Source organism: Pseudomonas sp. B7, assembly GCF_016735645.1.
GTDB lineage: Bacteria > Pseudomonadota > Gammaproteobacteria > Pseudomonadales > Pseudomonadaceae > Aquipseudomonas > Aquipseudomonas glycinae.
Window position 1 is genome coordinate 642051 of record NZ_JAERRE010000002.1, and the last position, 23005, is coordinate 665055.

21 protein-coding genes are annotated in these 23005 nt (G+C 61.8%); 15 read left to right on the forward strand and 6 right to left on the reverse strand.

The genetic code is table 11. The features are described 5' to 3' along the window. The first annotated feature begins 101 nt into the window (after positions 1-101). Complete coding sequence (serB, locus tag JKA62_RS07765; RefSeq protein ID WP_011332169.1) at positions 102-1316, forward strand: phosphoserine phosphatase SerB; 1215 nt, start codon at positions 102-104, stop codon at positions 1314-1316. Positions 1317-1355: 39 nt separating this feature from the next. Here the strand turns inward: serB and JKA62_RS07770 are convergent, their stop codons facing one another. Continuing rightward, positions 1356-3110 carry a molecular chaperone gene (locus tag JKA62_RS07770; protein ID WP_201817201.1) on the reverse strand — a complete coding sequence of 585 codons (1755 nt, stop codon included), beginning with the start codon at positions 3108-3110 and terminating at the stop codon, positions 1356-1358. A gap of 222 nt (positions 3111-3332) precedes the next feature. On the opposite strand from JKA62_RS07770, the gene JKA62_RS07775 reads away from it, so the two are divergent. Then, positions 3333-3734 carry a lectin OAA family protein gene (locus JKA62_RS07775; protein WP_039766619.1) on the forward strand — a complete coding sequence of 134 codons (402 nt, stop codon included), beginning with the start codon at positions 3333-3335 and terminating at the stop codon, positions 3732-3734. A 60-nt stretch (positions 3735-3794) separates the two neighbouring features. Here the strand turns inward: JKA62_RS07775 and asd are convergent, their stop codons facing one another. Genes asd through JKA62_RS07790 form a run of 3 tightly spaced genes read right to left on the reverse strand, consistent with a single transcriptional unit; the run spans position 3795 to position 7067 of the window. Then, entirely contained in the window at positions 3795-4655 is an 861-nt protein-coding gene (gene asd, locus JKA62_RS07780; RefSeq protein ID WP_011332172.1) for an archaetidylserine decarboxylase, read from the reverse strand. A gap of 18 nt (positions 4656-4673) precedes the next feature. Beyond that, on the reverse strand, positions 4674-5489 hold the full coding sequence (locus JKA62_RS07785; RefSeq protein ID WP_201817204.1) for a rhodanese-like domain-containing protein: 816 nt from the start codon (positions 5487-5489) through the stop codon (positions 4674-4676). 39 nt (positions 5490-5528) lie between these two features. Then, positions 5529-7067 carry an HDOD domain-containing protein gene (locus JKA62_RS07790; RefSeq protein ID WP_201817206.1) on the reverse strand — a complete coding sequence of 513 codons (1539 nt, stop codon included), beginning with the start codon at positions 7065-7067 and terminating at the stop codon, positions 5529-5531. A 167-nt stretch (positions 7068-7234) separates the two neighbouring features. Here JKA62_RS07790 and motA point away from each other — a divergent pair, with 167 nt between their 5' ends. Next, positions 7235-8086 (forward strand): flagellar motor stator protein MotA, encoded by an 852-nt coding sequence (motA, locus tag JKA62_RS07795; RefSeq protein WP_007952169.1) that lies wholly within the window; start codon positions 7235-7237, stop codon positions 8084-8086. 3 nt (positions 8087-8089) lie between these two features. Next, positions 8090-9157 carry a flagellar motor protein MotB gene (gene motB, locus JKA62_RS07800; protein ID WP_201817209.1) on the forward strand — a complete coding sequence of 356 codons (1068 nt, stop codon included), beginning with the start codon at positions 8090-8092 and terminating at the stop codon, positions 9155-9157. 55 nt (positions 9158-9212) lie between these two features. On the opposite strand, the gene rsgA is transcribed toward motB, so the two are convergent. Beyond that, complete coding sequence (gene rsgA, locus JKA62_RS07805; protein WP_007950741.1) at positions 9213-10244, reverse strand: small ribosomal subunit biogenesis GTPase RsgA; 1032 nt, start codon at positions 10242-10244, stop codon at positions 9213-9215. A 107-nt stretch (positions 10245-10351) separates the two neighbouring features. Here rsgA and orn point away from each other — a divergent pair, with 107 nt between their 5' ends. Together orn and JKA62_RS07815 are read left to right on the forward strand one after the other, a co-directional pair. Next, entirely contained in the window at positions 10352-10894 is a 543-nt protein-coding gene (orn, locus tag JKA62_RS07810; protein ID WP_011332176.1) for an oligoribonuclease, read from the forward strand. Between the two features lie 83 nt (positions 10895-10977). Then, positions 10978-11589 (forward strand): trimeric intracellular cation channel family protein, encoded by a 612-nt coding sequence (locus JKA62_RS07815; RefSeq protein ID WP_039766632.1) that lies wholly within the window; start codon positions 10978-10980, stop codon positions 11587-11589. Here JKA62_RS07815 and queG read toward each other — a convergent pair. Then, entirely contained in the window at positions 11571-12650 is a 1080-nt protein-coding gene (gene queG, locus JKA62_RS07820) for a tRNA epoxyqueuosine(34) reductase QueG (RefSeq protein ID WP_201817218.1), read from the reverse strand. The two genes, JKA62_RS07815 and queG, sit on opposite strands and share 19 nt — an antisense overlap. A 63-nt stretch (positions 12651-12713) precedes the next feature. Here queG and JKA62_RS07825 point away from each other — a divergent pair, with 63 nt between their 5' ends. From JKA62_RS07825 to hflC, 9 genes are all read left to right on the forward strand, one after another. Continuing rightward, the gene (locus tag JKA62_RS07825; RefSeq protein ID WP_011332179.1) at positions 12714-14213 is read left to right on the forward strand and encodes a bifunctional ADP-dependent NAD(P)H-hydrate dehydratase/NAD(P)H-hydrate epimerase; all 1500 of its coding nucleotides are present in this window, start codon (positions 12714-12716) and stop codon (positions 14211-14213) included. Continuing rightward, complete coding sequence (gene tsaE / locus JKA62_RS07830; protein WP_007950729.1) at positions 14201-14671, forward strand: tRNA (adenosine(37)-N6)-threonylcarbamoyltransferase complex ATPase subunit type 1 TsaE; 471 nt, start codon at positions 14201-14203, stop codon at positions 14669-14671. The genes JKA62_RS07825 and tsaE overlap by 13 nt, the downstream gene beginning before the upstream one ends. A 51-nt stretch (positions 14672-14722) precedes the next feature. Beyond that, the gene (locus tag JKA62_RS07835; RefSeq protein ID WP_373423135.1) at positions 14723-16108 is read left to right on the forward strand and encodes an N-acetylmuramoyl-L-alanine amidase; all 1386 of its coding nucleotides are present in this window, start codon (positions 14723-14725) and stop codon (positions 16106-16108) included. Further along, the gene (gene mutL / locus JKA62_RS07840; protein WP_011332182.1) at positions 16105-18012 is read left to right on the forward strand and encodes a DNA mismatch repair endonuclease MutL; all 1908 of its coding nucleotides are present in this window, start codon (positions 16105-16107) and stop codon (positions 18010-18012) included. The genes JKA62_RS07835 and mutL overlap by 4 nt, the downstream gene beginning before the upstream one ends. Further along, the gene (gene miaA, locus JKA62_RS07845; RefSeq protein ID WP_011332183.1) at positions 18012-18983 is read left to right on the forward strand and encodes a tRNA (adenosine(37)-N6)-dimethylallyltransferase MiaA; all 972 of its coding nucleotides are present in this window, start codon (positions 18012-18014) and stop codon (positions 18981-18983) included. Before mutL ends, miaA begins: the two co-directional genes overlap by 1 nt. A 93-nt stretch (positions 18984-19076) precedes the next feature. Continuing rightward, positions 19077-19337 (forward strand): RNA chaperone Hfq, encoded by a 261-nt coding sequence (gene hfq / locus JKA62_RS07850; protein ID WP_007902656.1) that lies wholly within the window; start codon positions 19077-19079, stop codon positions 19335-19337. A 12-nt stretch (positions 19338-19349) separates the two neighbouring features. After that, a complete protein-coding gene (gene hflX, locus JKA62_RS07855; protein ID WP_011332184.1) occupies positions 19350-20651 on the forward strand; it encodes a ribosome rescue GTPase HflX in 1302 nt (433 codons plus the stop codon). 96 nt (positions 20652-20747) lie between these two features. Further along, positions 20748-21917, forward strand: a complete 1170-nt coding sequence (gene hflK, locus JKA62_RS07860) for an FtsH protease activity modulator HflK (protein ID WP_011332185.1) — start codon at positions 20748-20750, stop codon at positions 21915-21917. Beyond that, positions 21917-22786, forward strand: coding sequence for a protease modulator HflC (hflC, locus tag JKA62_RS07865; protein WP_007950723.1), 870 nt, complete (start codon positions 21917-21919; stop codon positions 22784-22786). The genes hflK and hflC overlap by 1 nt, the downstream gene beginning before the upstream one ends. The last annotated feature ends 219 nt before the right edge of the window (positions 22787-23005 follow it).

Genomic DNA, 23005 nt, shown 5'->3' on the forward strand with positions numbered 1-23005 from the left:
GCAGTATAGCGACAGGCCCTAGACCGGCAAAGCGCTGGCGGTGCCCGATGGTCACTGAAAGTGGGTAGAATGCGGTTTTTTTCCAGTTGCGGGGGTGCGCGTTGCGCGAAATCGTCCTGATTAACATCACGGGAGTCGACCGTCCTGGTCTGACGGCGGCCATTACCGGTGTACTGGCCCAGGGTGGTGTGAATATCCTCGACATCGGTCAGGCGGTGATCCACGACATGCTGTCGTTCGGCATCCTCGTGGAAATTCCCGACTCCGAGCAAGGCAAGTCGGTGCTCAAGGACATCCTGTTCAAGGGCTATGAGCTCGACCAGCAGGTGCGCTTCACCCCGGTGTCCGAAGAGGATTACCAGCAATGGGTGGGCAATCAGGGCAAGAAACGCCACATCGTTACCCTGCTGACCCGCAAGGTCACCGCCGGCCAGTTGCAGGCCGTGAGTTCGATCACCGCCAAATACGGCCTGAACATCGACCATATCGACCGTCTGTCGGGTCGTATGCCGCTGGACACCCCGGCTGACAAGGGCAAGGGTTGCATCGAGTTCTCCGTGCGTGGCGAAGCCGCCGATCCACAGGCCCTGCGCGCCGAGTTCCTCAGCGTGGCTCAGGAGCTGAACGTCGACATCGCCTTCCAGGAAGATTCGCTGTTCCGTCGCAACCGTCGTCTGGCGGTGTTCGACATGGACTCGACCCTGATCGAAGCCGAAGTCATCGACGAACTGGCCAAAGCCGCCGGCGTCGGCGATCAGGTTTCGCAAATCACCGAGCGGGCAATGGCCGGCGAGCTGGACTTCCGCGCCAGCTTCAAAGAGCGCCTGGCGCTGCTCAAGGGCCTGGATGTCAGCGTGCTCGATTCGATCGGCGCGTCGCTGCGCCTGACCGAAGGTGCCGAAACCCTGTTCGCCGAACTCAAGCGTCTGGGTTACAAGACTGCGATCCTGTCGGGCGGCTTCACCTACTTCGCCAAGCAATTGCAGGCCAAGCTCGGCATCGACTACGTGTTTGCCAACGAACTGGAAGTGGTCAACGGCAAGTGCACCGGCGTGGCGATCGAGCCGATCGTCGATGCCCAGCGCAAGGCCGATCTGCTGAAACAGCTGGCCGAAAAAGAAGGTTTGCGTCTGGAGCAGACCATCGCCGTGGGCGATGGCGCCAATGACCTGCCGATGCTGGCGATTGCCGGCCTGGGCGTGGCGTTCCGCGCCAAACCGCTGGTCAAGCAGTCGGCGAAGCAGGCAATATCGACCCTGGGGCTGGATGGCGTTCTGTACCTGCTGGGCTTCCGCGATCGCGACGGACAGCTCTGACGTCGGCGCAGGATCGCAGCCCTCGGCTGCGGTCCTGGCTCAAAGGGATTTCCACAACGAGTCGAAATCCTCTTCACTCTCGCCATTTTTGGCGGTCTCCAGCGAGCGATAGGCGAACTGATTGAAACTGTGTGTGCTCGCCACCCGCCGATCCAGCCCGGCGCGGTGTTCTTCACCCTGGGTGTTGATCAGCACTTTATTGCCTTCCTGAAACGGCAGCCGTGGCGCCAGTAACGTCGCCGGCAAGTCGATCGCACTGATTTCCGGCAATAACAACCCTCGCAGGTAATGGCTGTGATCATCCCGGGTGCGCACCAGCTGCAAGCCGCAGGGCTGAGCGTGGGGCGCCACCAGTTCGATGCCCATTTGCGTACCGGCGCCGCGCACCTGGCGGATCCAGCGCACCACGGCAATGCTCCAGCCCTGATTGAGGCTGTCCTGAATCCCGACCATTTCCCCGGCCTGCAATTCGGCAGGTACTTCTTTTGGCCAGGCCAGGCAGTAACCGCCGGGGCTGTGGTTGATGACGGGCAAGGCATAGGTCGGATAATGCGGCGGGCTGTCGGTGCCGCTTTCGTCGTCGGCCAGCGGTTCGTAGCGGATTTCTTCGTAGGGCAACAATTCGTCGGACGTGCCCTGTGGCGCGGCATCGAACGCCTGGCTCCAGCTGTCCTTTTCCCCCTGAACCACCGCGCGGCTGAAATTCGCCGCGCGGGCCCCGGGGTGCTTGAGCAGTTCGCTGAAGGTGCGTTCGCCGCCGAGGTAGAAGTGCAGGGCGCTCATGCCGACGCACACGGTCAGGTTGCCCTGGCCGACGGTGCGCTGAAAGCTGCGCTCGGCGGTTTCGCCCCAGGTCGCGTGCAGGTGTTGCAGGGTGTCGAGGGTCAGGCCGGCCGGCACGGGCAGCGGCGTCGTTGTGTCCTGATGCTGAAGGTGCGCCTCGATGGCGTTCACCAGCGGTTGCGGATCGAAACCGAGCAGACTGGCCTGTTGCTCGCTACGGAATTGGGAGCGGTAGCGCGGGCCGGCGTCTATCTCTGCCGAGACCGCGAACAAACCCTCGCCCGGATGGGCGGGATGCAGTTTCAGCCACGCGCTCCACGGTTCCACTACTTGGGCCAGGCGCGCGATCTGGTTCTGCCGCAACTGATTGCAACGGGCGCAGCCCAGCAGCAGGGCGGCGAGGTAGGTCTGCTCGACACTCAACTCGCCGGTCAGGCTGGCAAGATCGTCGCGTACCCGGCGATGCTGCAGTTGCAGCTCGCAGGCGCAGCGAAACAATTGATGCAGTTCGAACCACAGCTGTTCCGGCGCCGGGCTGTACAGCTGCGTGGCGCGAACCAGTTGCCCTTTCAGCGCGTGGGCCGCCCGCTGCAGCGCTTCGCTCACCAGGGCTGCGCGATCCCGGGAGTACTTGGGCGCGATCCGCAGAATGATGTGTTTGTAACCGATGGCCAACTGACTTTGCAGGGCCTGGCACAGATTGCTGATCTTGCGTGAGCGCTCATCGAGCATGATCGCCTGATGCAGAAAATGCCGTTCCAGATGCTGGCAGACGAAGTAAACCTCGGGTCGCAACAGTTCCAGCAGATGCAGGCGGTTGTCGCTGGGGGTCAGCAGTTGATTGAGTTCGCCGAGGCCTTGATACAGCAGGCGTGCGGTTTCGCCGATGTTGGCCTTGGGCAGGCCGGCGATCCAGCGCTTGAGGTCGCGCGGGGTGGCTTCACAGAAGGACAGGCGCAACTGCGTGGGCGTCGGGGCGCTCAGTTGGGGGCGGGATCGTGGCTCACTCATGCCGTGGCAAGCTCCGGCGGCGAATAGGGCAATGCCAAAAACTCTAGCAGTTGTGGTTTTTTTCGCAGGCGATTGCCAGGCTTTTTTACCGTTGGTCTGCTGGCCTGATGCCATTTCGGCAGGCGCTACTAGGCTCTCAGACGTGCGATCGGAAACGCACGGTTGCACGGCCTGCCGTCAACGTCGGGGCAGGTCTCCCGAAACTTCAAGGAGATGAGGTTCATGTCTAAATACGCAGTGGCAAATCAATGGGGCGGTAGTTCGGCACCTTGGCATCCGGGTGGAACCTGGGTGCTGGGCGCGCGGGACAACCAGAACGTCGTCGCGATCGAGATCAAGTCCGGCGACGGTGGCAAAACCTTTACCGGCACCATGACCTACGCCGGTGAAGGCCCTATTGGCTTCAAGGCTCAGCGCACTGGCCAGAACCAGTACAACGTCGAGAACCAGTGGGGTGGTAACGATGCCCCGTGGCACCCAGGTGGCAAGTGGGTGATCGGCGGGCGGGATAACCAGAATGTTATCGCGTTGAGCGTCACGTCCAGTGACGGAGGGAAAAACCTCAGCGGCACCAATACCTACGCCAACGAAGGGCCGATCGGCTTCCGTGGGCAGATAGAGTAACGGCGCCACTCAGGTCGTGTCCGCCCCTTCGCAGACGTGCGAAAGGGCGGATCAACAGGTTCAGGCGTTCGACTGTGCCAGGGCCTGACCCATCTGTACCGGCGAGCCGGCTTTCAATTCTTCAACCCATTTCACCTGATCCGGCCCGAACAGCACGATCGCGGTCGAACCCAGCTTGAAGCGCCCCAGTTCCGCACCTTTCTCCAGATGAATCGGCGCACGGGCGGCTTCGTCGTAACGGAAGGTTTTCAGTTCGCGCTTCGGTGGCGTGACCAGACCGGCCCACACGGTTTCGATCGAGGCCACGATCATCGCGCCCACCAGCACCACGGCCATTGGCCCGCGCTCGGTGTCGAAGATGCACGCTACACGCTCGTTGCGGGCGAACAGTTCCGGAACGTTTTCTGCGGTGGTCTGGTTGACCGAGAAGATCCGGCCCGGGATGTAGACCATTTCTCGCAGGGTGCCGGCCAGCGGCATGTGCACGCGGTGGTAGTCCTTCGGCGACAGGTAAACAGTGGCGAATTCACCGCCCATGAACGGTGCAGCATTGGCTGCATCGCCGCCCAGCAGTTCCAGCACGCTGAAGCTGTGGCCCTTGGCCTGGAAGATACGACCGTGTTCGATCGGGCCGAGCTGGCTGATCGCACCGTCGGCCGGGCTGAGGATCGCGCCCGGGGTCTGATCCAGTGGGCGAGCGCCGTCTTTCAAGGCGCGGGTGAAGAAGGCGTTGAAGTGCTCGTAAGCGGTCACGTCTTCAACCAGTGCCTGCGACATGTCCACTTGATAACGCTTGGCGAACCAGGTGGTGAAGGCATTCTTGAACCAGCGCACGCGGCACTCGGCAATGCAGCCGGCAAGGCGCGACAGCAAGTGATGCGGCAGCAGGTATTGGCTGATGATAAACAAACGCTCTTTCATGACTGTCCTTAAAAATCCTTAAAGCTCGACGGGGGTGTCGGGGTGGTTGCCCCATTCGCCCCAGGAACCGGCGTAGCCCTTGACCCGCGGATAACCGAGAGCCTTGGCCACCAGATAAGTGAAACCGGACCGGTGATGGGTCTGGCAGTGGGTAATGATCTCTTTGTCCTTGGTGATCCCGAGGTTTTCGAGGATCTGCGGCATGTCGGTACGGATGCGCAGTTGGCGCGCCTGATCCATGCCCGCCGTCCATTCGAAATTGACCGCGCCGGGGATGTGCCCGCCCTTGGCCGCCAGGACCTTCTCACCGGAATACTCCAGCGGCCCGCGAGCGTCCCAGATCGCCAGGTCAGCGGCGCCGAGACGGCTTTGCAGGTATTCGCGGGTGGCGGTCGGTTCCTCGTGCAGGGTCAAGGCAACCGGGCCGCCCACCGCCGGAGGAATCTGGATCGACATCGGTGAACCCTCCGCCAGCCACGCCGGCAGACCGCCGTCGAGGTAGTGATATTTGTCGTGACCGATCACATCGAGCAGCCAGATGAAGCGCCCGGCCCAGCCGCCGCCTTCGTCGTCATAGACCACGTAAACCGAATCTTTGCGATGGCCCAGCTCACCGAACAGTTCTTCGATTTTTTCCTTGCTCGGCAACAGCCCCGGAGCCGGCGCCTGACCCAGCTGGGTGCGTTTCGGATCGACAAAACGTGCGCCGGGAATGTGTCCTTCGGTGTAGCGGGCGGCACTGGTCAGATCCACCAGAATCAGATCGCGGGATTCGAGGCGCGGCAGCAGATCGCTCGGCTCGATCACCAGGGCCAGGCCAGAGAAATCAGACATGTGAGGTCTCCAGAGCACAAAGGGGAGGGATTGTAGCTGTCATTGGCCGCGCTGGCTAAAACTGTGCAGGGCTTTCTCGATGCACTGCGCGGTTTTGCCGAAGGCTTGCACGGTGATGTCGGCGAACGGACCGCCACCCTGGTCGGCGACCACAATCATGATCACCCGGCCGTTGTTCACCAGTGAACGCAGGAACAGGTGTTCACCACGGAAAAGGGCGCGCAGCGAGGGCGGCAGCAGGGCGGAAAACTGGGCGTTGTTGTCCGGGGTGATCCGCACTTGCGCCTGCTGCGCGAGCAAGCGTTGCAGCACCGAACTCTGGCTGACGACGAAATTCAGCGCAGCGGCGTCCTTCGGCAACCCGGAGGTTTGATGGACGCGCAGATTGGCGTGGCCGCGGTCGGCCATCAGGATCATCACCCGACGCATGCCGCTGGCGACCAGCGCGTCGCGGGCGGCGACGGTCAGGCTCATGGCGTTGGTGAAGCGACTTGGCACCGCCAGCAGTTCGGCGCATTGCCGGCGCCACTGGCTCAGGTCTTCAGCGGACGGCGCGGCAGCCGGCAGCATTCCGGCTGGAAGGCGACGGGTACCCCACGGCCACAGCAGCGAAAGCGCCGGGTGCCAAAGGTCCGGCATGAAATGATGGCGAGCGCTGACGGCGGCCTGTTGGTGCAATTGTTGTTGCACCTCGTCCATCGAGATTTGCAGGTAGAGGCTGGTCAGGAATTGCCAGCGCTCACTGTGCGGACTGTCCCAGGCCTGTTGCGCCGACAGTGCCAGTCCGTTGGCCAGCAACACGGTGTTGGCCGGCTGGTTGAGCCAGCGGCGCAGGGTCGGGTCGTCATCGAGGCGATTCTGCTGGCGCAACGGATGATCGACGTCGCGGGCAATGCGCAGGACTTTGACCAGTTCGCGCTGTTCGGTCAGCAGCAGCCGATAACCTTGCTGCACCCAGACCGGCAGACGCCAGACTTGCACCAGCGCCTCGCCGATCTTCAGCAGGCGTACGCCGAACAGCTGCTTTTCCACGACTCGCGCCGATTCACCCTTGTGGATAACCCGCACTTCCCACTCTTCAAGCAGTTGGGGAAAGGTCAGCGCCAACGGCCACAGCGGCGACAGAAACAACAGGCTGCCCCAATGAATGTCCTGCCACAGTCGCGCCAGGCGACTGGCGAAAAAACCGTTGGCCTGTTGCGTGGCGTGCTGGCTGATCATCTGCAACTGGCGCAGGGCCTGGGGGATCTGCGCGGCAGGTTCGGCGGGCAGGCGGGCGAGCAGTTCTTCGGTACGGGCAAGGCCGAGGCGATTGATCGCCACTTCGAGGTTTTCCGCAGGCGCAGTCATGTTGCCGTGGGTGTGGCGGTTGGCTTCGCGGATGATGCTCAGGGCCAGCGCCGGGCTGTCCTGCATCAGGTCGGCGATGTCGCGCAGCGAGCTGCGGTCATCGCGAATCGCCCGGCAGACCCGGTCATGGGCGTCTTGCGGCACTGGCAGACGAACGCTGTCGAGCAGCTTCACCCAGCCATCGAGTGTGGTCGGTTTTACGTGTGGGACGTTCGTTTCATTAGCCATGTCTGGACGAGATCTTCACTGACTGTAGACGCGCCCGGCATGGGCTAAATTGGCTTTTCGCCTGAACTGGCTATAGTCTGGCGCAGTTTTGCCGATAAGTAGAAGAAGAGATTTTTTAACTTCCGAATATGACCTTGAACCCGACTTAAACAAGTACCTTTCTACCTATGGCTAAAATTATCGGCATCATCGTCGTATTCGCGAGCGTGCTCGGCGGATACGTGCTCTCCCACGGCAAGATTGCCGCCCTGATCCAGCCCTTCGAGGTGATGATCATCGGCGGTGCGGCACTCGGAGCCTTCCTCCAGGCCAACCCCGGCTACATGACGATGCACGTGCTCAAGAAATCCCTGAGCATGTTCAGTTCGCGTTTCAGCCACACGTTCTATCTGGAAGTGCTTGGCCTGATCTACGAGATCCTCAACAAGAGCCGCCGTGAAGGCATGATGGCCATCGAAGGCGACATCGAAGACGCCGCCGCGAGCCCGATCTTCGCCAAGTACCCGGCGGTACTGAAAGACGAACGCATGACCGCGTTCATCTGCGACTACCTGCGCATCATGTCCTCCGGCAACATGGCTCCCCACGAGCTGGAAGGCCTGTTCGACATGGAACTGTACAGCCTGAAGGAAGACCTTGAGCATCCGTCCCACGCGGTGAACGGCATCGCCGACGCCATGCCGGGTTTCGGTATCGTCGCGGCGGTACTCGGTATCGTGGTGACCATGGCCTCGCTGGGTGAAGGCGATCAGAAATCCATCGGCCTGCACGTGGGTGCGGCACTTGTGGGTACCTTCTTCGGTATTCTCGCGGCGTACGGTTTCTTCGGTCCTTTGGCGCACTCCCTGGCGCACGATGCCAAGGAAGAGCTGAACGTCTACGAAGCCATCAAGGCCTCTCTGGTGGCTTCGGCTTCCGGCATGCCGCCGTCGCTGGCTGTCGAGTTCGGTCGCAAGGTGCTGTACCCGGCTCACCGTCCAAGCTTTGCCGAGCTGGAACAAGCCGTTCGCGGTCGTTAAGTCATGGAAAATAACCAGCCGATAATCATCAAGCGCGTCAAGCGCATCGCCGGCGGGCATCACGGCGGGGCGTGGAAGATCGCCTTCGCCGACTTCGCGACGGCGATGATGGCGTTCTTTCTGGTGTTGTGGCTGCTGTCCACCGCGACCCCGGAACAGAAGATCGCCATCGCCGGTTACTTCAAGGACCCGGTCGGTTTCTCCGAGAGCGGCACGCCGTACATCATCGACCTGGGCGGTACGCCGACCCTGGCGCCGGAAAATACCCTCAACCCCGAAGTGAAGTCGCAGCCGCAGCCGGACAAGGTCACGGTCGACACCGAACAGGTTGAAGGCATGGCCGAGCAGGTCGAGAAAGAACGCCTGGAACTGTTGCTGCAAGAACTGCAGAACAAGGTCGACGAGAACCCGCAGTTGCAGAAGTTCAAGGATCAGATTCTGTTCGAAATCACGCCGAACGGCTTGCGTATCCAGATCATGGACGCCGAGAACCGGCCGATGTTCGACTCCGGTTCTGCACGCCTGAAGCCGTACTTCGAAGACATCCTGCTGGCCATGGCCGACACCATCAAGGCGGTGCCGAACAAGATCAGCATCAGCGGTCACACCGACGCCAAGCCTTACGTGGGCAACGGCGATTTCGGCAACTGGGAGCTTTCGGCCAACCGCGCCAACGCCGCCCGGCGTGCGCTGGTGGCGGGCAGTTACCCGGACTCGCAAGTGGCGCGTGTGGTGGGTTACGCCTCGTCGGCGCTGTTCGACAAGGAGAACCCGTTCAACCCGGTCAACCGCCGTATCGACATCGTGGTGCTGACCAAGAAGGCCCAGGCCGCCATCGAAGGTGCGCAAGGTGCCGACCCGTCGAAACCGGCGGATCAAGGCCAGAACGGCGCCGCCCCGGCCACCCCGGTCGACCCGAACGCCTTGCCGGCGGATCAGCAGCCAGTGCCGGCCCACGAGTTGCGCGAACGGCTGAACCTGTTCGACGACCCGCTGCCGAAACCGACCGAACCAGGCAGCGCGGCGCCAGCCCCGGCGCCTGCTGCACCGGCTCCCGCGCCGAAACAGTGACCCACAAAAAAGCCGACAGCGATGTCGGCTTTTTTGTGTCTGGTTACTTGAAAGCCTAGTAACCGTTTTCCGGCAGGCTGGCGATGATCGAGCGGTAGCTGTTCATTCGCTGCTGCTGCACGCGGCCGTCTTCCAGGGCTTTGAGCAGTGCGCATCCCGGTTCGCGGTCGTGCTTGCAGTCGCGGAAGCGGCAGGTGCCGAGCAGATCGTTGAACTCGATGAAGCCGGCTTCGACGTCGGCGCGGCTGACGTGGCCGAGGCCGAATTCACGGATGCCCGGGGAGTCGATCAGCTCGCCGCCGCCGGGGAAGTGGAACAGGCGTGCGGTTGTCGTGGTGTGCGTGCCTTGGCCCGACAACTCGGACAGCGGGCCGACGCGGGTTTCGACTTCCGGCAGCAGGCTGTTGACCAAGGATGACTTGCCGACACCGGACTGGCCGACGAACACGCTGATGCGCCCGTCGAGCTGCTTCTGCAATTGCTCCATGCCGTTGCCGTGGTGCGCCGAGACTTCCAGTACCGGATAACCCAGCGTGCGATAGACCGCCAGCAGGGCATTCAGCGCCGGGGCGTTCTGTTCGTCGATCAGGTCGAATTTGTTCAGCAGGAGCAACGGGCGGATGCCGGCGTGCTCGGCGGCGACCAGATAACGATCGATCAGGTTCGCATGGGGCTCGGGCAGCGGGGCGAAGACGATGACGATCATGTCGACGTTGGCGGCCACCGGTTTGAGCTGGCCACGGCTGTCCGGGCGGCACAGCTCGGTGGTGCGCGGCAGTTGCGCGACGATCACGCCGATGCCCTGGTTGCCGGCGCGCCAGACCACCTGGTCGCCGGTCACCAGCGCTGGCAGGTTGGCGCGCAGGTGGCAGCGGAAGACCTGGCCGGCCAGTTCGCCGTCAACGGCCTCGACCTCGACCTGCACACCGAAGTGGGCGATCACCAGACCGTGCTGTTCCGGGCCCAGATCGCCGCCTTCGAGGGCCTCGACGGCCGAGGACTCGCGTTTGGCGGCGCGGGCGGCGCGCTCGCCCTGAATCTTTTCGATGCGCCAGTTTTGACGACGATTGAGTTGGCGTTTGGCCATGGGTGTTCCGTCTGAAGAATACAGCGATTAGGTAAAACGGCCGCGAGTTTAGCACGCCCGGCAGGCTGCCTAGGCTAAACTGCGCAGCATTGCTCAGGAGCCGAAATATGCAAAACCCGCAGAATCTGATCTGGATCGACCTCGAAATGACCGGTCTCGATCCGGAAAACGACGTCATCATCGAGATGGCCACCATCGTCACCGACAGTGACCTGAACACTTTGGCCGAAGGCCCGGTGATCGCCATCCACCATAGCGACGAAGTCCTCGCCCGCATGGACGAGTGGAACACCCGCACCCACGGCAACTCCGGCCTGACCCAGCGCGTGCGTGAAAGCCGTGTGAGCATGGCCGAGGCTGAAGCCGAAACCATCGCCTTCCTCGAACAGTGGGTGCCGAAGGGCAAGTCGCCGATCTGTGGCAACAGCATCTGCCAGGATCGCCGCTTCCTTTATACCCACATGAAGGCGCTGGAAAGCTACTTCCACTACCGCAACCTCGACGTCTCCACGCTCAAGGAGCTGGCCGCGCGCTGGGCGCCGGACGTGCGTGACAGCTTCAAGAAGGGCAGCACTCACCTCGCACTGGATGACATCCGCGAGTCGATTGCCGAGCTGCAGCACTACCGCAAGCATTTCATCAAGTTCTGAGATCGGCACCCTCGCCGGGGCGCCCTCTTTTGGTGCCTCGGCGAAGTGAGTAGACTGCGCGCCTTCCTGCCAGGATCGCCACCATGTTGCTGATGCTCTACCTCGTCGCCATTACTGCCGAAGCCATGACCGGCGCCCTGTCTGCGGGCCGCCGTGGCATGGACTGGTTCGGCGTGGTGCTGATCGCCTGCGTCACCGCATTGGGCGGTGGTTCAGTGCGCGACGTGCTGCTCGGGCATTACCCGCTGACCTGGGTCAAACACCCGGAATACCTGGTGCTGACGACGATTGCGGCGATGATTACCGTGTTCACCGCACGCTGGATGCGTCACCTGCGCTCGCTGTTTCTGGTGCTCGACGCGGTCGGTCTGGTGGCGTTCACCCTGATCGGCTGCATGACCGCCCTGGAAATGGGCCACGGCATGTTGGTGGCTTCGGTCAGCGGCGTGATCACGGGTGTGTTCGGCGGCATTCTGCGCGACATCTTCTGCAACGACATCCCGTTGATCTTCCGCCGTGAGCTGTACGCCAGCGTCTCGTTCGCTGCGGCGTGGTGCTACATGCTCTGTCTGTTCCTGAATGTGCCGAGCGAACAGGCGATCCTGATCACGTTGTTCGGTGGCTTTCTACTGCGGCTGTTGGCGATTCGCTTCCACTGGGAAATGCCGAAGTTCGTCTATAACGACGCACCTTGACGGTCGGCGTGTTGTTTCAGCGCCCATTCCACATGTTCACGCACCAGTTCTGACGGGTATTCGCGCCGGGCCTTGAGCGCTTCCAGCACTGGAATGCTCGATGGCGCATTACCCAATCCAACCGCCAGATTGCGCAGCCAGCGTTCGTATCCCGCACGGCGCAATGGTGAACCCTCGGTGCTGCTGAGGAATTTGTCTTCACCCCACATAAACAGTTCGGCCAGTTCGGCGTTGTCCAGGTTGTGCCGTGGCTTGAAATCGCTTTCGCCGGACGGGCGGGAGAAGCGGTTCCACGGGCAGCAGATCTGGCAATCGTCGCAGCCGAACACACGGTTACCGATCAGCGGTCGCAGGTCTTCGGGGATGGCGTTCTTCAGTTCGATGGTCAGGTAGGAAATGCAGCGTCGCGCGTCCAGCACGTACGGGCCTACGAAAGCGTTGGTCGGGCAGATGTCGAGGCATGCGGTGCATCGGCCGCAATGTTCGGTGCTATGGGGTTCATCCACCGGCAGGGGCAGGTCGACGAACAGTTCGCTGAGAAAGAAGTAACTGCCGGCCTTGCGGTTCAGCACCAGGGTGTTTTTGCCGATCCAGCCCAGGCCGGCCTGTTCGGCGATGGCCTTTTCCAGCACCGGGGCGCTGTCGACGAAGGCGCGGAAACCGAACGGGCCGATCTCGGATTGAATCCTGTCCGCCAGTTGTTGAACGCGCTTACGGATCAACTTGTGATAATCGCGGCCCAAGGCATAACGCGAGATGTAGGCCTTTTCCGGTTTGGTCAGCAATTGCGCCATTTGCGTGTCGCCCGGCAGGTAGTCCATGCGCAGTGACACCACGCGCAAGGTGCCCGGCACCAGCTCTTCGGGGTGCGAGCGTTTGCTGCCGTGGGCGCCCATGTAATCCATTTCGCCGTGATAGCCGGCCTCAAGCCAGCGTTGCAGGTGCTGTTCATGCTCGGCCAGGTTCAGACCGCTGATGCCGACTTGCTGGAAGCCCAGCTCGCGGCCCCAGTCCTTGATGGATTGGGCGAGGGCAGGCAGATCTGTGGTGATGGCGGACATGAGGCGAGAGAAACCGGAGCTGAGGTGCGTATAATTCTGCCAGACATCGGAGCCCGAAGACGCATGCCGCACACTAAAGATCAATTACCCGACGCACTGTACCGTGCCGCGCAGGTGCGCGAACTCGATGCACGGCTGATCGCCGGGGGCACGCCGGGCTTCGAATTGATGCAGCGTGCCGCCCATGCCACATGGCGCGCGCTGGTGCGCCAATGGCCGGCCGCGAATGAAATGACGGTGTTCGCAGGGCACGGCAACAACGCCGGCGATGGTTATCTGGTGGCGGCGCTGGCCCACCGGGCGGGTTGGCAGGTTCAGGTGCTGGCTGTCGGTGAGCCGCAGCGTTTAAAGGGCGATGCTGCCGTGGCGCACGCCGAAGCCGTGGCCGAGGGTGTCTCGATTGCAGCATGGGATCTGTCCTGCGAGTTGCGCGGCATCGTCGTTGACGCGTTGCTCGGCACCGGCCTGAACGGCGAAGTGCGTGAGCCTTACGCCGCTGCGATTGCGGCGATCAATGCCAGCGGACTGCCGGTGGTGGCGGTCGATATTCCTTCCGGGTTGTGCGCCGATACCGGTCATGCGCTGGGTGATGCAGTGCACGCCGACCTCACCGTGACTTTTATCGGGCTGAAACTCGGGCTGTTCACGGGTGCGGCGGCGGATCACGTCGGCGAACTGCGGTTTAACGATCTGCAGGCCACGGCCGAAAACTTCAGTGACATTCCTGCTGCCGCTCAACGGCTCAGCGCGATTAACCTGCCGCGTCTGGCGGCCCGCGCGCCGGCGGCGCACAAGGGGCGTTTCGGCCATGTGCTGCTGATCGGCGGCGATCACGGTTTTGGCGGGGCGATTCTGCTGAGCACCGAAAGCGCGTTGCGCAGTGGTGCCGGGATGGTCTCGGTCGCGACTCGCCCGGAACATGTGCCAGCGGCGTTGAGCCGGGTGCCGGAAGCCATGGTGCTGGGTACTTCTTCGGCCAATCAGTTGATGGGGCTGCTGGAAAAGGTGTCGGTGCTGGTGGTCGGGCCGGGACTGGGGCAGGCCGCTTGGGGAAGGGCGCTGTTGTCGGCCGCTGCCAATGCCTCGCTGCCGCAGGTGTGGGATGCCGATGCGCTGAACCTGCTGGCCCGCGGTTTTGTCAGTTTGCCCAAGGATTGCGTGATCACGCCGCATCCGGGGGAAGCAGCGCGTTTATTGGGGATCAGTACCGCCGAAGTGCAGGCTGATCGTCCCGCGGCGGCGCTGGCGTTGAGCAAAAAATATACAGCGGTGGTGGTGCTCAAGGGCGCGGGCAGTCTGATTGCTCATCCCGATGGTCGTCTGGCGCTTTGTCATCAAGGCCATCCGGCCATGGCCACTGCCGGGCTCGGCGATGTGCTGGCGGGCCTGATCGGCGCGCTGCTGGCCCAGGGCATGGACGGTTTCGATGCCGCGTGTCTGGCGGTCTGGCTGCACGCCAGCGCCGGGGCGCAACAAGGTAAATTCGGCCGTGGGCTGGCGGCCAGTGATCTGATTCCAGCCATTCGTCAGTTGTTGGAGGAGCATGCACCGTGTCTGAAGTAACCCTGTACCTGGCCGATGAACAGGCCATGAGCGACTTTGGCGCACGCATCGCCCGTATCACCCAGGGCCATGGCCTGATCTTTCTCGAAGGCAACCTAGGGATGGGTAAAACCACGCTGTCGCGGGGCATCATTCGCGGCCTGGGGCACGTCGGGGCGGTGAAAAGTCCGACCTTCACGTTGGTCGAGCCCTACGAGATCGGTGACGTCCGGGCGTTTCACTTTGACCTGTATCGCTTGGTCGATCCGGAAGAGCTGGAGTTTCTCGGGATTCGCGACTATTTCGAAGACGACGCCCTGTGCCTGATCGAATGGCCCGATAAAGGTGCAGGCTTTTTGCCAAAGCCTGACCTGACCATTACCATTAGCCCGCAAGACAGCGGACGTTCGCTGACCATTTTATCCCAGGGCTCGCGCGGCGAGGCCTGGTGTGCCGCTTTGGCATTGGAAACCAATTGAATGATGGGGTTAGGTATGCGCTTTCGCGCGTTGGTGGCTGCCGCTGGACTGATGTTGATGGCAGTAACCGTCAACGCTGTGGCCGAGACGAAGGTCAACAGCGTGCGCCTGTGGCGGGCGCCGGACAACACGCGACTGGTGTTCGACCTGACAGGCCCGGTGCAGCACAGCGTCTTCACGCTGACCGCGCCGGATCGTCTGGTGATCGATATCAACGGCGCCACCCTCGGCGCGCCGCTGAATGTGCAGACCGCCAACACGCCGATTACCGCCATGCGTTCGGCCCAGCGCACGCCGACCGACCTGCGGGTGGTCATCGACCTGAAAAAAGCCGTCACTCCGAAAAGCTTCTCGCTGGCGCCGAATGCGCAGTATGGCAACCGTCTGGTGGTCGACCTGTTCGATAACCCGGCTGACGCCGCACCAGCGCCTACGCCTGCGTCGACCCCAACGGTTGCGACCGTTCCTGCGGTGCCGGTGACGCCGGCCGAGCCTGCGATCAAACTGCCACCAGCCCCGGCCGGCAAACGCGACATCATCGTGGTCATCGACGCCGGCCACGGTGGCGAAGACCCGGGTGCATCGGGCTCGCGCGGTCAGCGCGAAAAAGACGTGGTACTGCAGATCGCCCGTGAGCTGCAGCGTCAGGTCAACGGCATGAAAGGCTTCCGCGCCGAACTGACCCGTACCGGTGACTATTTCATCCCGCTGCGCGGCCGTACCGAGATTGCTCGCAAGAAGGGCGCCGACCTGTTCGTCTCGATCCACGCCGACGCCGCGCCGTCAGCGGCCGCGTTCGGTGCGTCGGTGTTCGCCCTGTCCGACCGTGGTGCCACTTCGGAAACCGCCCGTTGGCTGGCCGACAGCGAAAACCGTTCCGACCTGATCGGCGGTGCCGGCAACGTCAGTCTCGATGACAAGGACCGGATGCTGGCCGGTGTTCTGCTCGACCTGTCGATGACCGCCTCGCTGACCTCCAGCCTCAACGTCGGCCAGAAAGTCCTGACCAACATTGGCCGGGTCACCCCGCTGCACAAACAGCGCGTGGAACAGGCCGGGTTCATGGTGCTGAAATCGCCTGACATCCCGTCGATCCTGGTGGAAACCGGCTTCATCTCCAACGCCAACGAAGCGAACAAGCTTTCGGCAGCGAGCCACCAGCAGGCGCTGGCGCGTTCGATCAGCAGCGGCGTGCGCCAGTTCTTCCAGCAGAATCCGCCACCGGGCACTTACATTGCCTGGCTGCGCGATTCGGGCAAGATCGCTCAAGGGCCGCGTGACCACCGGGTAGGTCCGGGTGAGACCGTGGCAATGATTGCCGTGCGTTATCAGATTTCGCCGGCCACGCTGCGCAGCGCCAACAATCTGAAAAGCGATGATCTGAAAGTCGGTCAGCACCTGACCATTCCTGGCACCGAACTGGCGTCCAAAGAATGAATCAGGTCCTGAACGCTGCCCGCATCGAACTGCTCAGCCCGCGGCTGGCGAACCAGATCGCCGCCGGTGAGGTGGTCGAACGCCCGGCCTCGGTGATCAAGGAGCTGCTCGAAAACAGCCTCGACTCCGGCGCCAAACGTATCGACGTCGATGTTGAACAGGGCGGCGTCAAACTGCTGCGTGTGCGTGACGACGGCAGCGGTATTTCCGCCGATGACCTGCCGCTGGCCCTGGCCCGTCACGCCACCAGCAAGATCCGTAACCTGGAAGATCTCGAGCAGGTGATGAGCCTGGGTTTCCGGGGCGAGGCTTTGGCATCGATCAGCTCCGTGGCACGTCTGACCCTGACCTCGCGCACCCGCGATGCCGATCAGGCCTGGCAGGTCGAGACCGAAGGCCGCGACATGGCGCCGCGCGTGCAGCCAGCGGCGCACCCGGTCGGCACGTCGGTGGAAGTCCGTGACCTGTTCTTCAACACCCCGGCTCGGCGCAAATTCCTCAAGACCGAAAAAACCGAATTCGATCACCTGCAAGAAGTGATCAAGCGTCTGGCGCTGGCGCGTTTCGACGTGGCGTTCCATCTGCGCCACAACGGCAAGACCATCCTCAGCCTGCACGAAGCCCACGATGACGCGGCCCGCGCCCGGCGCGTGGCGGCGATCTGCGGTTCGGGCTTCCTCGAGCAAGCGTTGCCGATCGAAATCGAGCGCAATGGCCTGCATTTGTGGGGCTGGGTCGGACTGCCGACCTTCAACCGCAGTCAGGCGGACTTGCAGTATTTCTTCGTCAACGGCCGCGCGGTACGCGACAAACTGGTGGCTCACGCAGTGCGTCAGGCTTATCGCGATGTGCTGTTCAATGGCCGGCATCCGACGTTCGCGCTGTTTTTCGAGGTCGACCCGGCAGCGGTCGACGTCAACGTGCACCCGACCAAACACGAAGTGCGCTTCCGCGATGGGCGCATGGTGCATGACTTCCTGTATGGCACCTTGCACCGTGCCCTCGGCGATGTGCGGCCGGAAGATCAGCTTGCCGGTTCGGTCACCACCGCGATCGTCCGGCCAACCGGCCTTGAAGCCGGTGAGTTCGGGCCGCAGGGCGAAATGCGTCTGGCCGCCAACGCGCTGCTGGAGCAACCGCAGGCGCAACCGGCGTTCAATACAGCGTCGGGCGCCAGCGCTGGCGGCGCCTATCAGTATCAATACACGCCGCGTCCGCAATCGACCGTGCCGGTTGCCGAGGCTCAGGCCGCGTACCGCGAGTTTTTTGCGCCGCTGCCCGAGGCCAACGCCAATGCGCTGCCGGCCGGTCAGGAAGACATTCCACCGCTTGGCTATGCGCTGGCGCAGCTCAAGGGCATCTATATTCTGTCCGAGAACGCCCAGGGCCTGGTTTTGGTGGACATGCACGCCGCTCACGAGCGGATCATGTATGAGCGCCTGAAAATTGCCATGGCCAGCGAAGGCCTGAGTGGCCAGCCGCTGCTGGTGCCGGAATCGCTGGCGGTCAGTCAACGCGAGGCCGATTGCGCCGAAGAGCATGCGGCGTGGTTCCAGCGTCTCGGTTTCGAATTGCAGCGCCTCGGCCCGGAAACCCTGGCCATCCGGCAGATCCCGGCCTTGCTCAAGCAGGCCGAAGCCAACCGACTGGTGGGCGATGTCTTGTCGGACTTGATGGAATATGGCACCAGTGACCGGATCCAGGCACATCTGAACGAACTGCTCGGCACCATGGCCTGCCACGGCGCAATCCGCGCCAACCGGCGCCTGGCCCTGCCGGAAATGAACGGCCTGCTGCGTGACATGGAAAACACCGAGCGCAGCGGTCAATGCAACCATGGCCGACCGACCTGGACCCAACTGGGCCTGGACGATCTGGACAAACTGTTCCTGCGCGGTCGTTGATGAGCCAGCTTCCTCCAGCGATTTTCCTGATGGGCCCGACCGCTGCGGGCAAGACCGATCTGGCCATCGAGCTGACCAAGGTGCTGCCGTGCGAGCTGATCAGCGTTGACTCGGCGCTGGTCTATCGTGGCATGGACATCGGCACCGCCAAGCCTTCCAAAGAGCTGCTGGCCGAATTTCCCCACCGCTTGATCGACATTCTCGACCCGGCCGAAGCGTATTCGGCAGCGGATTTCCGCCGTGATGCGCTGGAGGCCATGGCCGAGATCACCGCACGTGGAAAAATTCCACTGCTGGTGGGCGGCACGATGCTCTATTACAAGGCTTTGATCGAAGGTCTGGCCGATATGCCGGCGGCCGATCCCGAAGTTCGTGCGCAGATCGAAGAAGAGGCTGCACGCCTTGGCTGGCAGGCCCTGCACGATCAACTGGCAGCAATCGATCCGGAATCGGCGGCGCGCATCCATCCGAACGATCCGCAACGACTGAGTCGTGCGCTGGAAGTTTACCGGGTCAGCGGTCAAAGCATGACTGAACTGCGGCTGAAACAATCTGTACAAAGTACCGAAGCGGCCGCATCGGGACTGCAACAATTGCCCTATACTGTCGCGAACCTGGCGATTGCTCCAACTAATCGGCAGGTACTGCACGAGCGCATTAAACAAAGATTCACAAATATGCTGGAACAGGGATTCATCGACGAGGTCGTAGCCCTGCGTAATAGAAGTGACCTGCATGCCGGGTTGCCGTCTATACGTGCGGTAGGCTACCGCCAGGTCTGGGACTTCCTGGATGGCAAGCTGACGTCGGCCGAGATGCAGGAACGGGGCATCATCGCCACGCGCCAATTGGCCAAACGCCAGTTCACCTGGCTGCGCAGCTGGAAAGATTTACACTGGCTCGACAGTCTGGATTGCGACAATCTGCCACGCGCCTTGAAATACCTTGGGACGATCTCCATATTGAGCTGAGTCCTTGCAATTGCCGTCTATCCTTGGGGGTGTGGCGGCAAAAGCCATCTGTTTACCTATTTTTTATATTGAATCCTTAAAGGAGTGCGGCACATGTCAAAAGGGCATTCGCTACAAGACCCTTACTTGAATACTTTACGTAAAGAGAAAGTGGGGGTTTCCATCTACCTGGTGAACGGGATCAAACTGCAAGGCACGATCGAATCGTTCGACCAGTTCGTTATCCTGCTGAAGAACACCGTCAGCCAGATGGTTTACAAACACGCTATCTCTACAGTCGTGCCGGTTCGTCCAATTCGTCTGCCAAGCGCAACCGAATCCGAAGCAGGTGACGCTGAGCCAGGTAACGCCTGATAGGAGTCTCCTTTGTTCTTTGAGCGCCACGGTGGTGGTGAACGAGTCATCCTCGTTCACTTGGATGGACAGGACCCTGAGGCGCGCGAAGATCCGCAGGAGTTTCAGGAACTGGCAAATTCGGCTGGCGCCGAGACCGTTGCGTTTTTTAACGTGCCGCGTCATCGGCCAACCGCCAAATACCTGATTGGCAGCGGCAAGGTCGAGGAACTGCGCGACCTGGTCCACGCCGAAGAAGCCGATCTGGTGATCTTCAATCACACCCTTACACCCAGTCAGGAACGTAACCTCGAACGTGTTTTCGAGTGTCGCGTGATCGACCGTACCGGTCTGATTCTCGATATTTTCGCCCAACGCGCCCGTACCCATGAGGGCAAGCTCCAGGTCGAACTGGCCCAGCTTGACCACATGAGCACCCGGCTGGTTCGCGGCTGGACTCACCTTGAGCGTCAGGGTGGCGGTATCGGCATGCGCGGCCCGGGTGAAACCCAGCTCGAAACCGACCGGCGACTGCTGCGGGTTCGCCTGCGCCAGATCAAGCGGCGGCTGGAAAAAGTGCGCAGCCAGCGCGAACAGTCGCGTCGCGGCCGCTCGCGTGCGGATATCCCTACCGTTTCTCTGGTGGGATACACCAACGCCGGTAAATCCACGCTGTTCAATAATGTGACGAAGTCCGAGGTGTACGCGGCTGACCAGCTGTTCGCCACGCTCGACCCGACCCTGCGCCGTCTGGATCTGGACGACCTGGGGCCGATTGTCCTGGCCGACACCGTGGGCTTCATCCGCCACTTGCCGCACAAACTGGTCGAGGCATTTCGGTCTACGCTCGAAGAGTCGAGCAACTCCGACCTGCTGTTGCACGTGATCGATGCGGCCGAACCGGATCGCATGTTGCAGATCGAGCAGGTGATGGTGGTGCTGGGCGAGATCGGTGCCCAGGACTTGCCGATCCTCGAGGTCTATAACAAACTCGATTTGCTTGAAGGCGTTGAGCCACAAATCCAGCGCGATGAAAACGGCAAGCCCCAGCGGGTCTGGCTGTCGGCGCGTGATGGCACCGGTCTGGAATTGCTCGAGCAGGCGATTGCCGAGTTGTTGGGCAGCGACCTGTTCGTGGGGACCTTGCGCTTGCCTCAACGGTTCGCGCGTCTGCGTGCGCAGTTCTTCGAACTGGGCGCGGTACAGAAAGAAGAACACGATGAAGAAGGGGTCAGCTTGCTGGCCGTTCGATTGCCACGCTCGGAGCTCAATCGACTGGTGAGTCGTGAAGGCGTTGTGCCGACGGAGTTCATCGAGCAACACACTTTGCAATAAAAGCCTGACAAAGCGGTTGTGCCGCAACGGCAGGCATTCTGTAGCATTGGTCGGCGCGCCGTGGGTGCGTCTTTGCTTTATCAGATGGAGAGCGCTATGGCTTGGAATGAGCCGGGTGGCAACTCGAACAATCAGGATCCTTGGGGTGGCAAGCGTCGCAACAACGGCGACCGCAAGGGACCGCCGGATCTCGACGAGGCCTTCCGAAAGCTGCAGGAAAGCCTGAACGGGTTGTTCGGTGGTGGAAAAAAACGCGGTGATGACGGTGGTGGCTCGGGCAAGAGCGGCGGCTTCGGCGGCCTGCTCGGCATCGGCCTTGTCGTGCTGGCGGCCGTCTGGCTGTACAGCGCGGTGTATGTCGTGGACGAGCAGGAGCAAGCCGTGGTGCTGCGCTTCGGCAAGTACTACGAGACTGTCGGTCCCGGCCTGAACATCTACTTCCCGCCGATCGACAAGAAGTACATGGAGAACGTCACGCGTGAGCGTGCCTACACCAAGCAGGGCCAGATGCTGACCGAAGACGAGAACATCGTCGAAGTGCCGCTGACCGTGCAGTACAAGATCAGCAACCTGCAGGACTTCGTGCTGAACGTCGACCAGCCGGAAATCAGCCTGCAACATGCGACCGACAGTGCGCTGCGCCATGTGGTGGGCTCCACCGCGATGGACCAGGTGCTGACCGAAGGTCGTGAGCTGATGGCCAGCGAGATCAAGGAGCGCCTGCAGCGCTTCCTCGATACCTATCGCACCGGTATCACGGTCACCCAGGTCAACGTACAGAGCGCAGCGGCACCGCGTGAAGTGCAGGAAGCCTTCGATGACGTGATCCGCGCCCGTGAAGACGAGCAGCGTTCGCGCAACCAGGCTGAAACCTACGCCAACGGCGTGGTGCCGGAAGCCCGTGGTCAGGCCCAGCGTATCCTCGAAGATGCCAACGGTTACCGTGACGAAACGGTCTCGCGCGCCAAGGGTGAGGCGGATCGCTTCACCAAACTGGTTGCCGAGTATCGCAAGGCGCCCGAGGTCACTCGTCAGCGTCTGTACCTGGACACCATGCAGGAAGTCTTCAGCAGCACCAGCAAGGTACTCGTGACCGGCAACAAGAACGGCCAGAGCAACCTGCTTTACCTGCCGCTGGACAAGATGATTCAGAACAGTTCGGGCAGCAATGCACCGGTCACCGGTTCGGCTGCCGCCAGCAACAACACGGACGCTACGCCGCATGTCACTGACCTGCCACAGTCGCGTACAAGGGAGACCCGCTGATGAGCAATAAATCGCTGATCGCCCTGATCGTTGGCGTTGTTGTGGTACTGGTTGGCTGGAACTGCTTCTACATCGTCGCTCAGACCGAGCGCGCGGTGTTGCTGCAATTCGGTCGCGTGGTTCAGGCTGACGTTCAGCCGGGTCTGCATGTGAAGGTGCCTTACGTTAACCAGGTGCGTAAATTCGACGCACGTCTGATGACGCTGGATGCGCCGACGCAACGCTTCCTGACGCTGGAAAAGAAAGCCGTGATGGTCGATGCCTACGCCAAGTGGCGCGTGAAGGATGCCGAGCGCTTCTACACCGCAACGTCCGGCCTCAAGCAGATCGCCGACGAGCGTCTGTCCCGTCGTCTGGAATCGGGTCTGCGTGACCAGTTCGGTAAGCGCACCCTGCACGAAGTGGTGTCGGGTGAGCGCGATGCGCTGATGGCCGATATCACCGCGTCGCTGAACAAGATGGCGGAAAAAGAGCTGGGTATCGAAGTGGTCGATGTCCGGGTCAAGGCCATCGATCTGCCGAAAGAAGTGAACCGCAGCGTGTTCGAGCGCATGAGCACCGAGCGTGAGCGTGAAGCTCGCGAGCACCGCGCCAAGGGTAACGAGCTGGCCGAAGGCATCCGTGCCGACGCCGATCGTCAACGCCGTGTGCTGCTGGCTGAAGCCTATCGTGAATCCGAAGAGATTCGCGGTGACGGTGATGCCCAGGCCGCTGCGATCTACTCCAAGGCCTACGGTCAGGATCAGGAGTTCTACGGTTTCTACCGTAGCCTGCGTGCCTACCGTGAAAGCTTTGCGAACAAATCCGACGTCCTGGTCCTCGACCCAAGCAGCGACTTCTTCCGTTACCTGGAAAAGTCCAAGCCTTGATACGACGTTGACCTGAATCATTCCGCCCGGCGGCTAAAACCTCGGGCGGGGTGATCCTTTGGGAAAACGTGTGTATGATGCGGCAGCCGGGAAATTCCCGGCTTTTTTGCGTCTGCACGTTTGATTGCTGTTTTTGTTGCAGAAGATCGGGTTGAATGGCCCGACAGTTTTTCGAGGAAAGTGATGGGCGAAGCCGGTAACAGGCCTTTCGCCGCGTCG

Coding starts and splice junctions, on each gene's coding strand:
- hflK (WP_011332185.1), top strand. CDS start 20,748: ATGGCTTGGAATGAGCCGGGTGGCAACTCGAACAATCAGGATCCTTGG.
- JKA62_RS07790 (WP_201817206.1), bottom strand. CDS start 7,067: ATGGCTAATGAAACGAACGTCCCACACGTAAAACCGACCACACTCGAT.
- JKA62_RS07775 (WP_039766619.1), top strand. CDS start 3,333: ATGTCTAAATACGCAGTGGCAAATCAATGGGGCGGTAGTTCGGCACCT.
- JKA62_RS07835 (WP_373423135.1), top strand. CDS start 14,723: ATGTTGATGGCAGTAACCGTCAACGCTGTGGCCGAGACGAAGGTCAAC.
- JKA62_RS07815 (WP_039766632.1), top strand. CDS start 10,978: ATGTTGCTGATGCTCTACCTCGTCGCCATTACTGCCGAAGCCATGACC.
- JKA62_RS07825 (WP_011332179.1), top strand. CDS start 12,714: ATGCCGCACACTAAAGATCAATTACCCGACGCACTGTACCGTGCCGCG.
- rsgA (WP_007950741.1), bottom strand. CDS start 10,244: ATGGCCAAACGCCAACTCAATCGTCGTCAAAACTGGCGCATCGAAAAG.
- queG (WP_201817218.1), bottom strand. CDS start 12,650: ATGTCCGCCATCACCACAGATCTGCCTGCCCTCGCCCAATCCATCAAG.
- JKA62_RS07770 (WP_201817201.1), bottom strand. CDS start 3,110: ATGAGTGAGCCACGATCCCGCCCCCAACTGAGCGCCCCGACGCCCACG.
- asd (WP_011332172.1), bottom strand. CDS start 4,655: ATGAAAGAGCGTTTGTTTATCATCAGCCAATACCTGCTGCCGCATCAC.
- orn (WP_011332176.1), top strand. CDS start 10,352: ATGCAAAACCCGCAGAATCTGATCTGGATCGACCTCGAAATGACCGGT.
- mutL (WP_011332182.1), top strand. CDS start 16,105: ATGAATCAGGTCCTGAACGCTGCCCGCATCGAACTGCTCAGCCCGCGG.
- JKA62_RS07785 (WP_201817204.1), bottom strand. CDS start 5,489: ATGTCTGATTTCTCTGGCCTGGCCCTGGTGATCGAGCCGAGCGATCTG.
- motB (WP_201817209.1), top strand. CDS start 8,090: ATGGAAAATAACCAGCCGATAATCATCAAGCGCGTCAAGCGCATCGCC.
- hfq (WP_007902656.1), top strand. CDS start 19,077: ATGTCAAAAGGGCATTCGCTACAAGACCCTTACTTGAATACTTTACGT.
- motA (WP_007952169.1), top strand. CDS start 7,235: ATGGCTAAAATTATCGGCATCATCGTCGTATTCGCGAGCGTGCTCGGC.
- miaA (WP_011332183.1), top strand. CDS start 18,012: ATGAGCCAGCTTCCTCCAGCGATTTTCCTGATGGGCCCGACCGCTGCG.
- hflC (WP_007950723.1), top strand. CDS start 21,917: ATGAGCAATAAATCGCTGATCGCCCTGATCGTTGGCGTTGTTGTGGTA.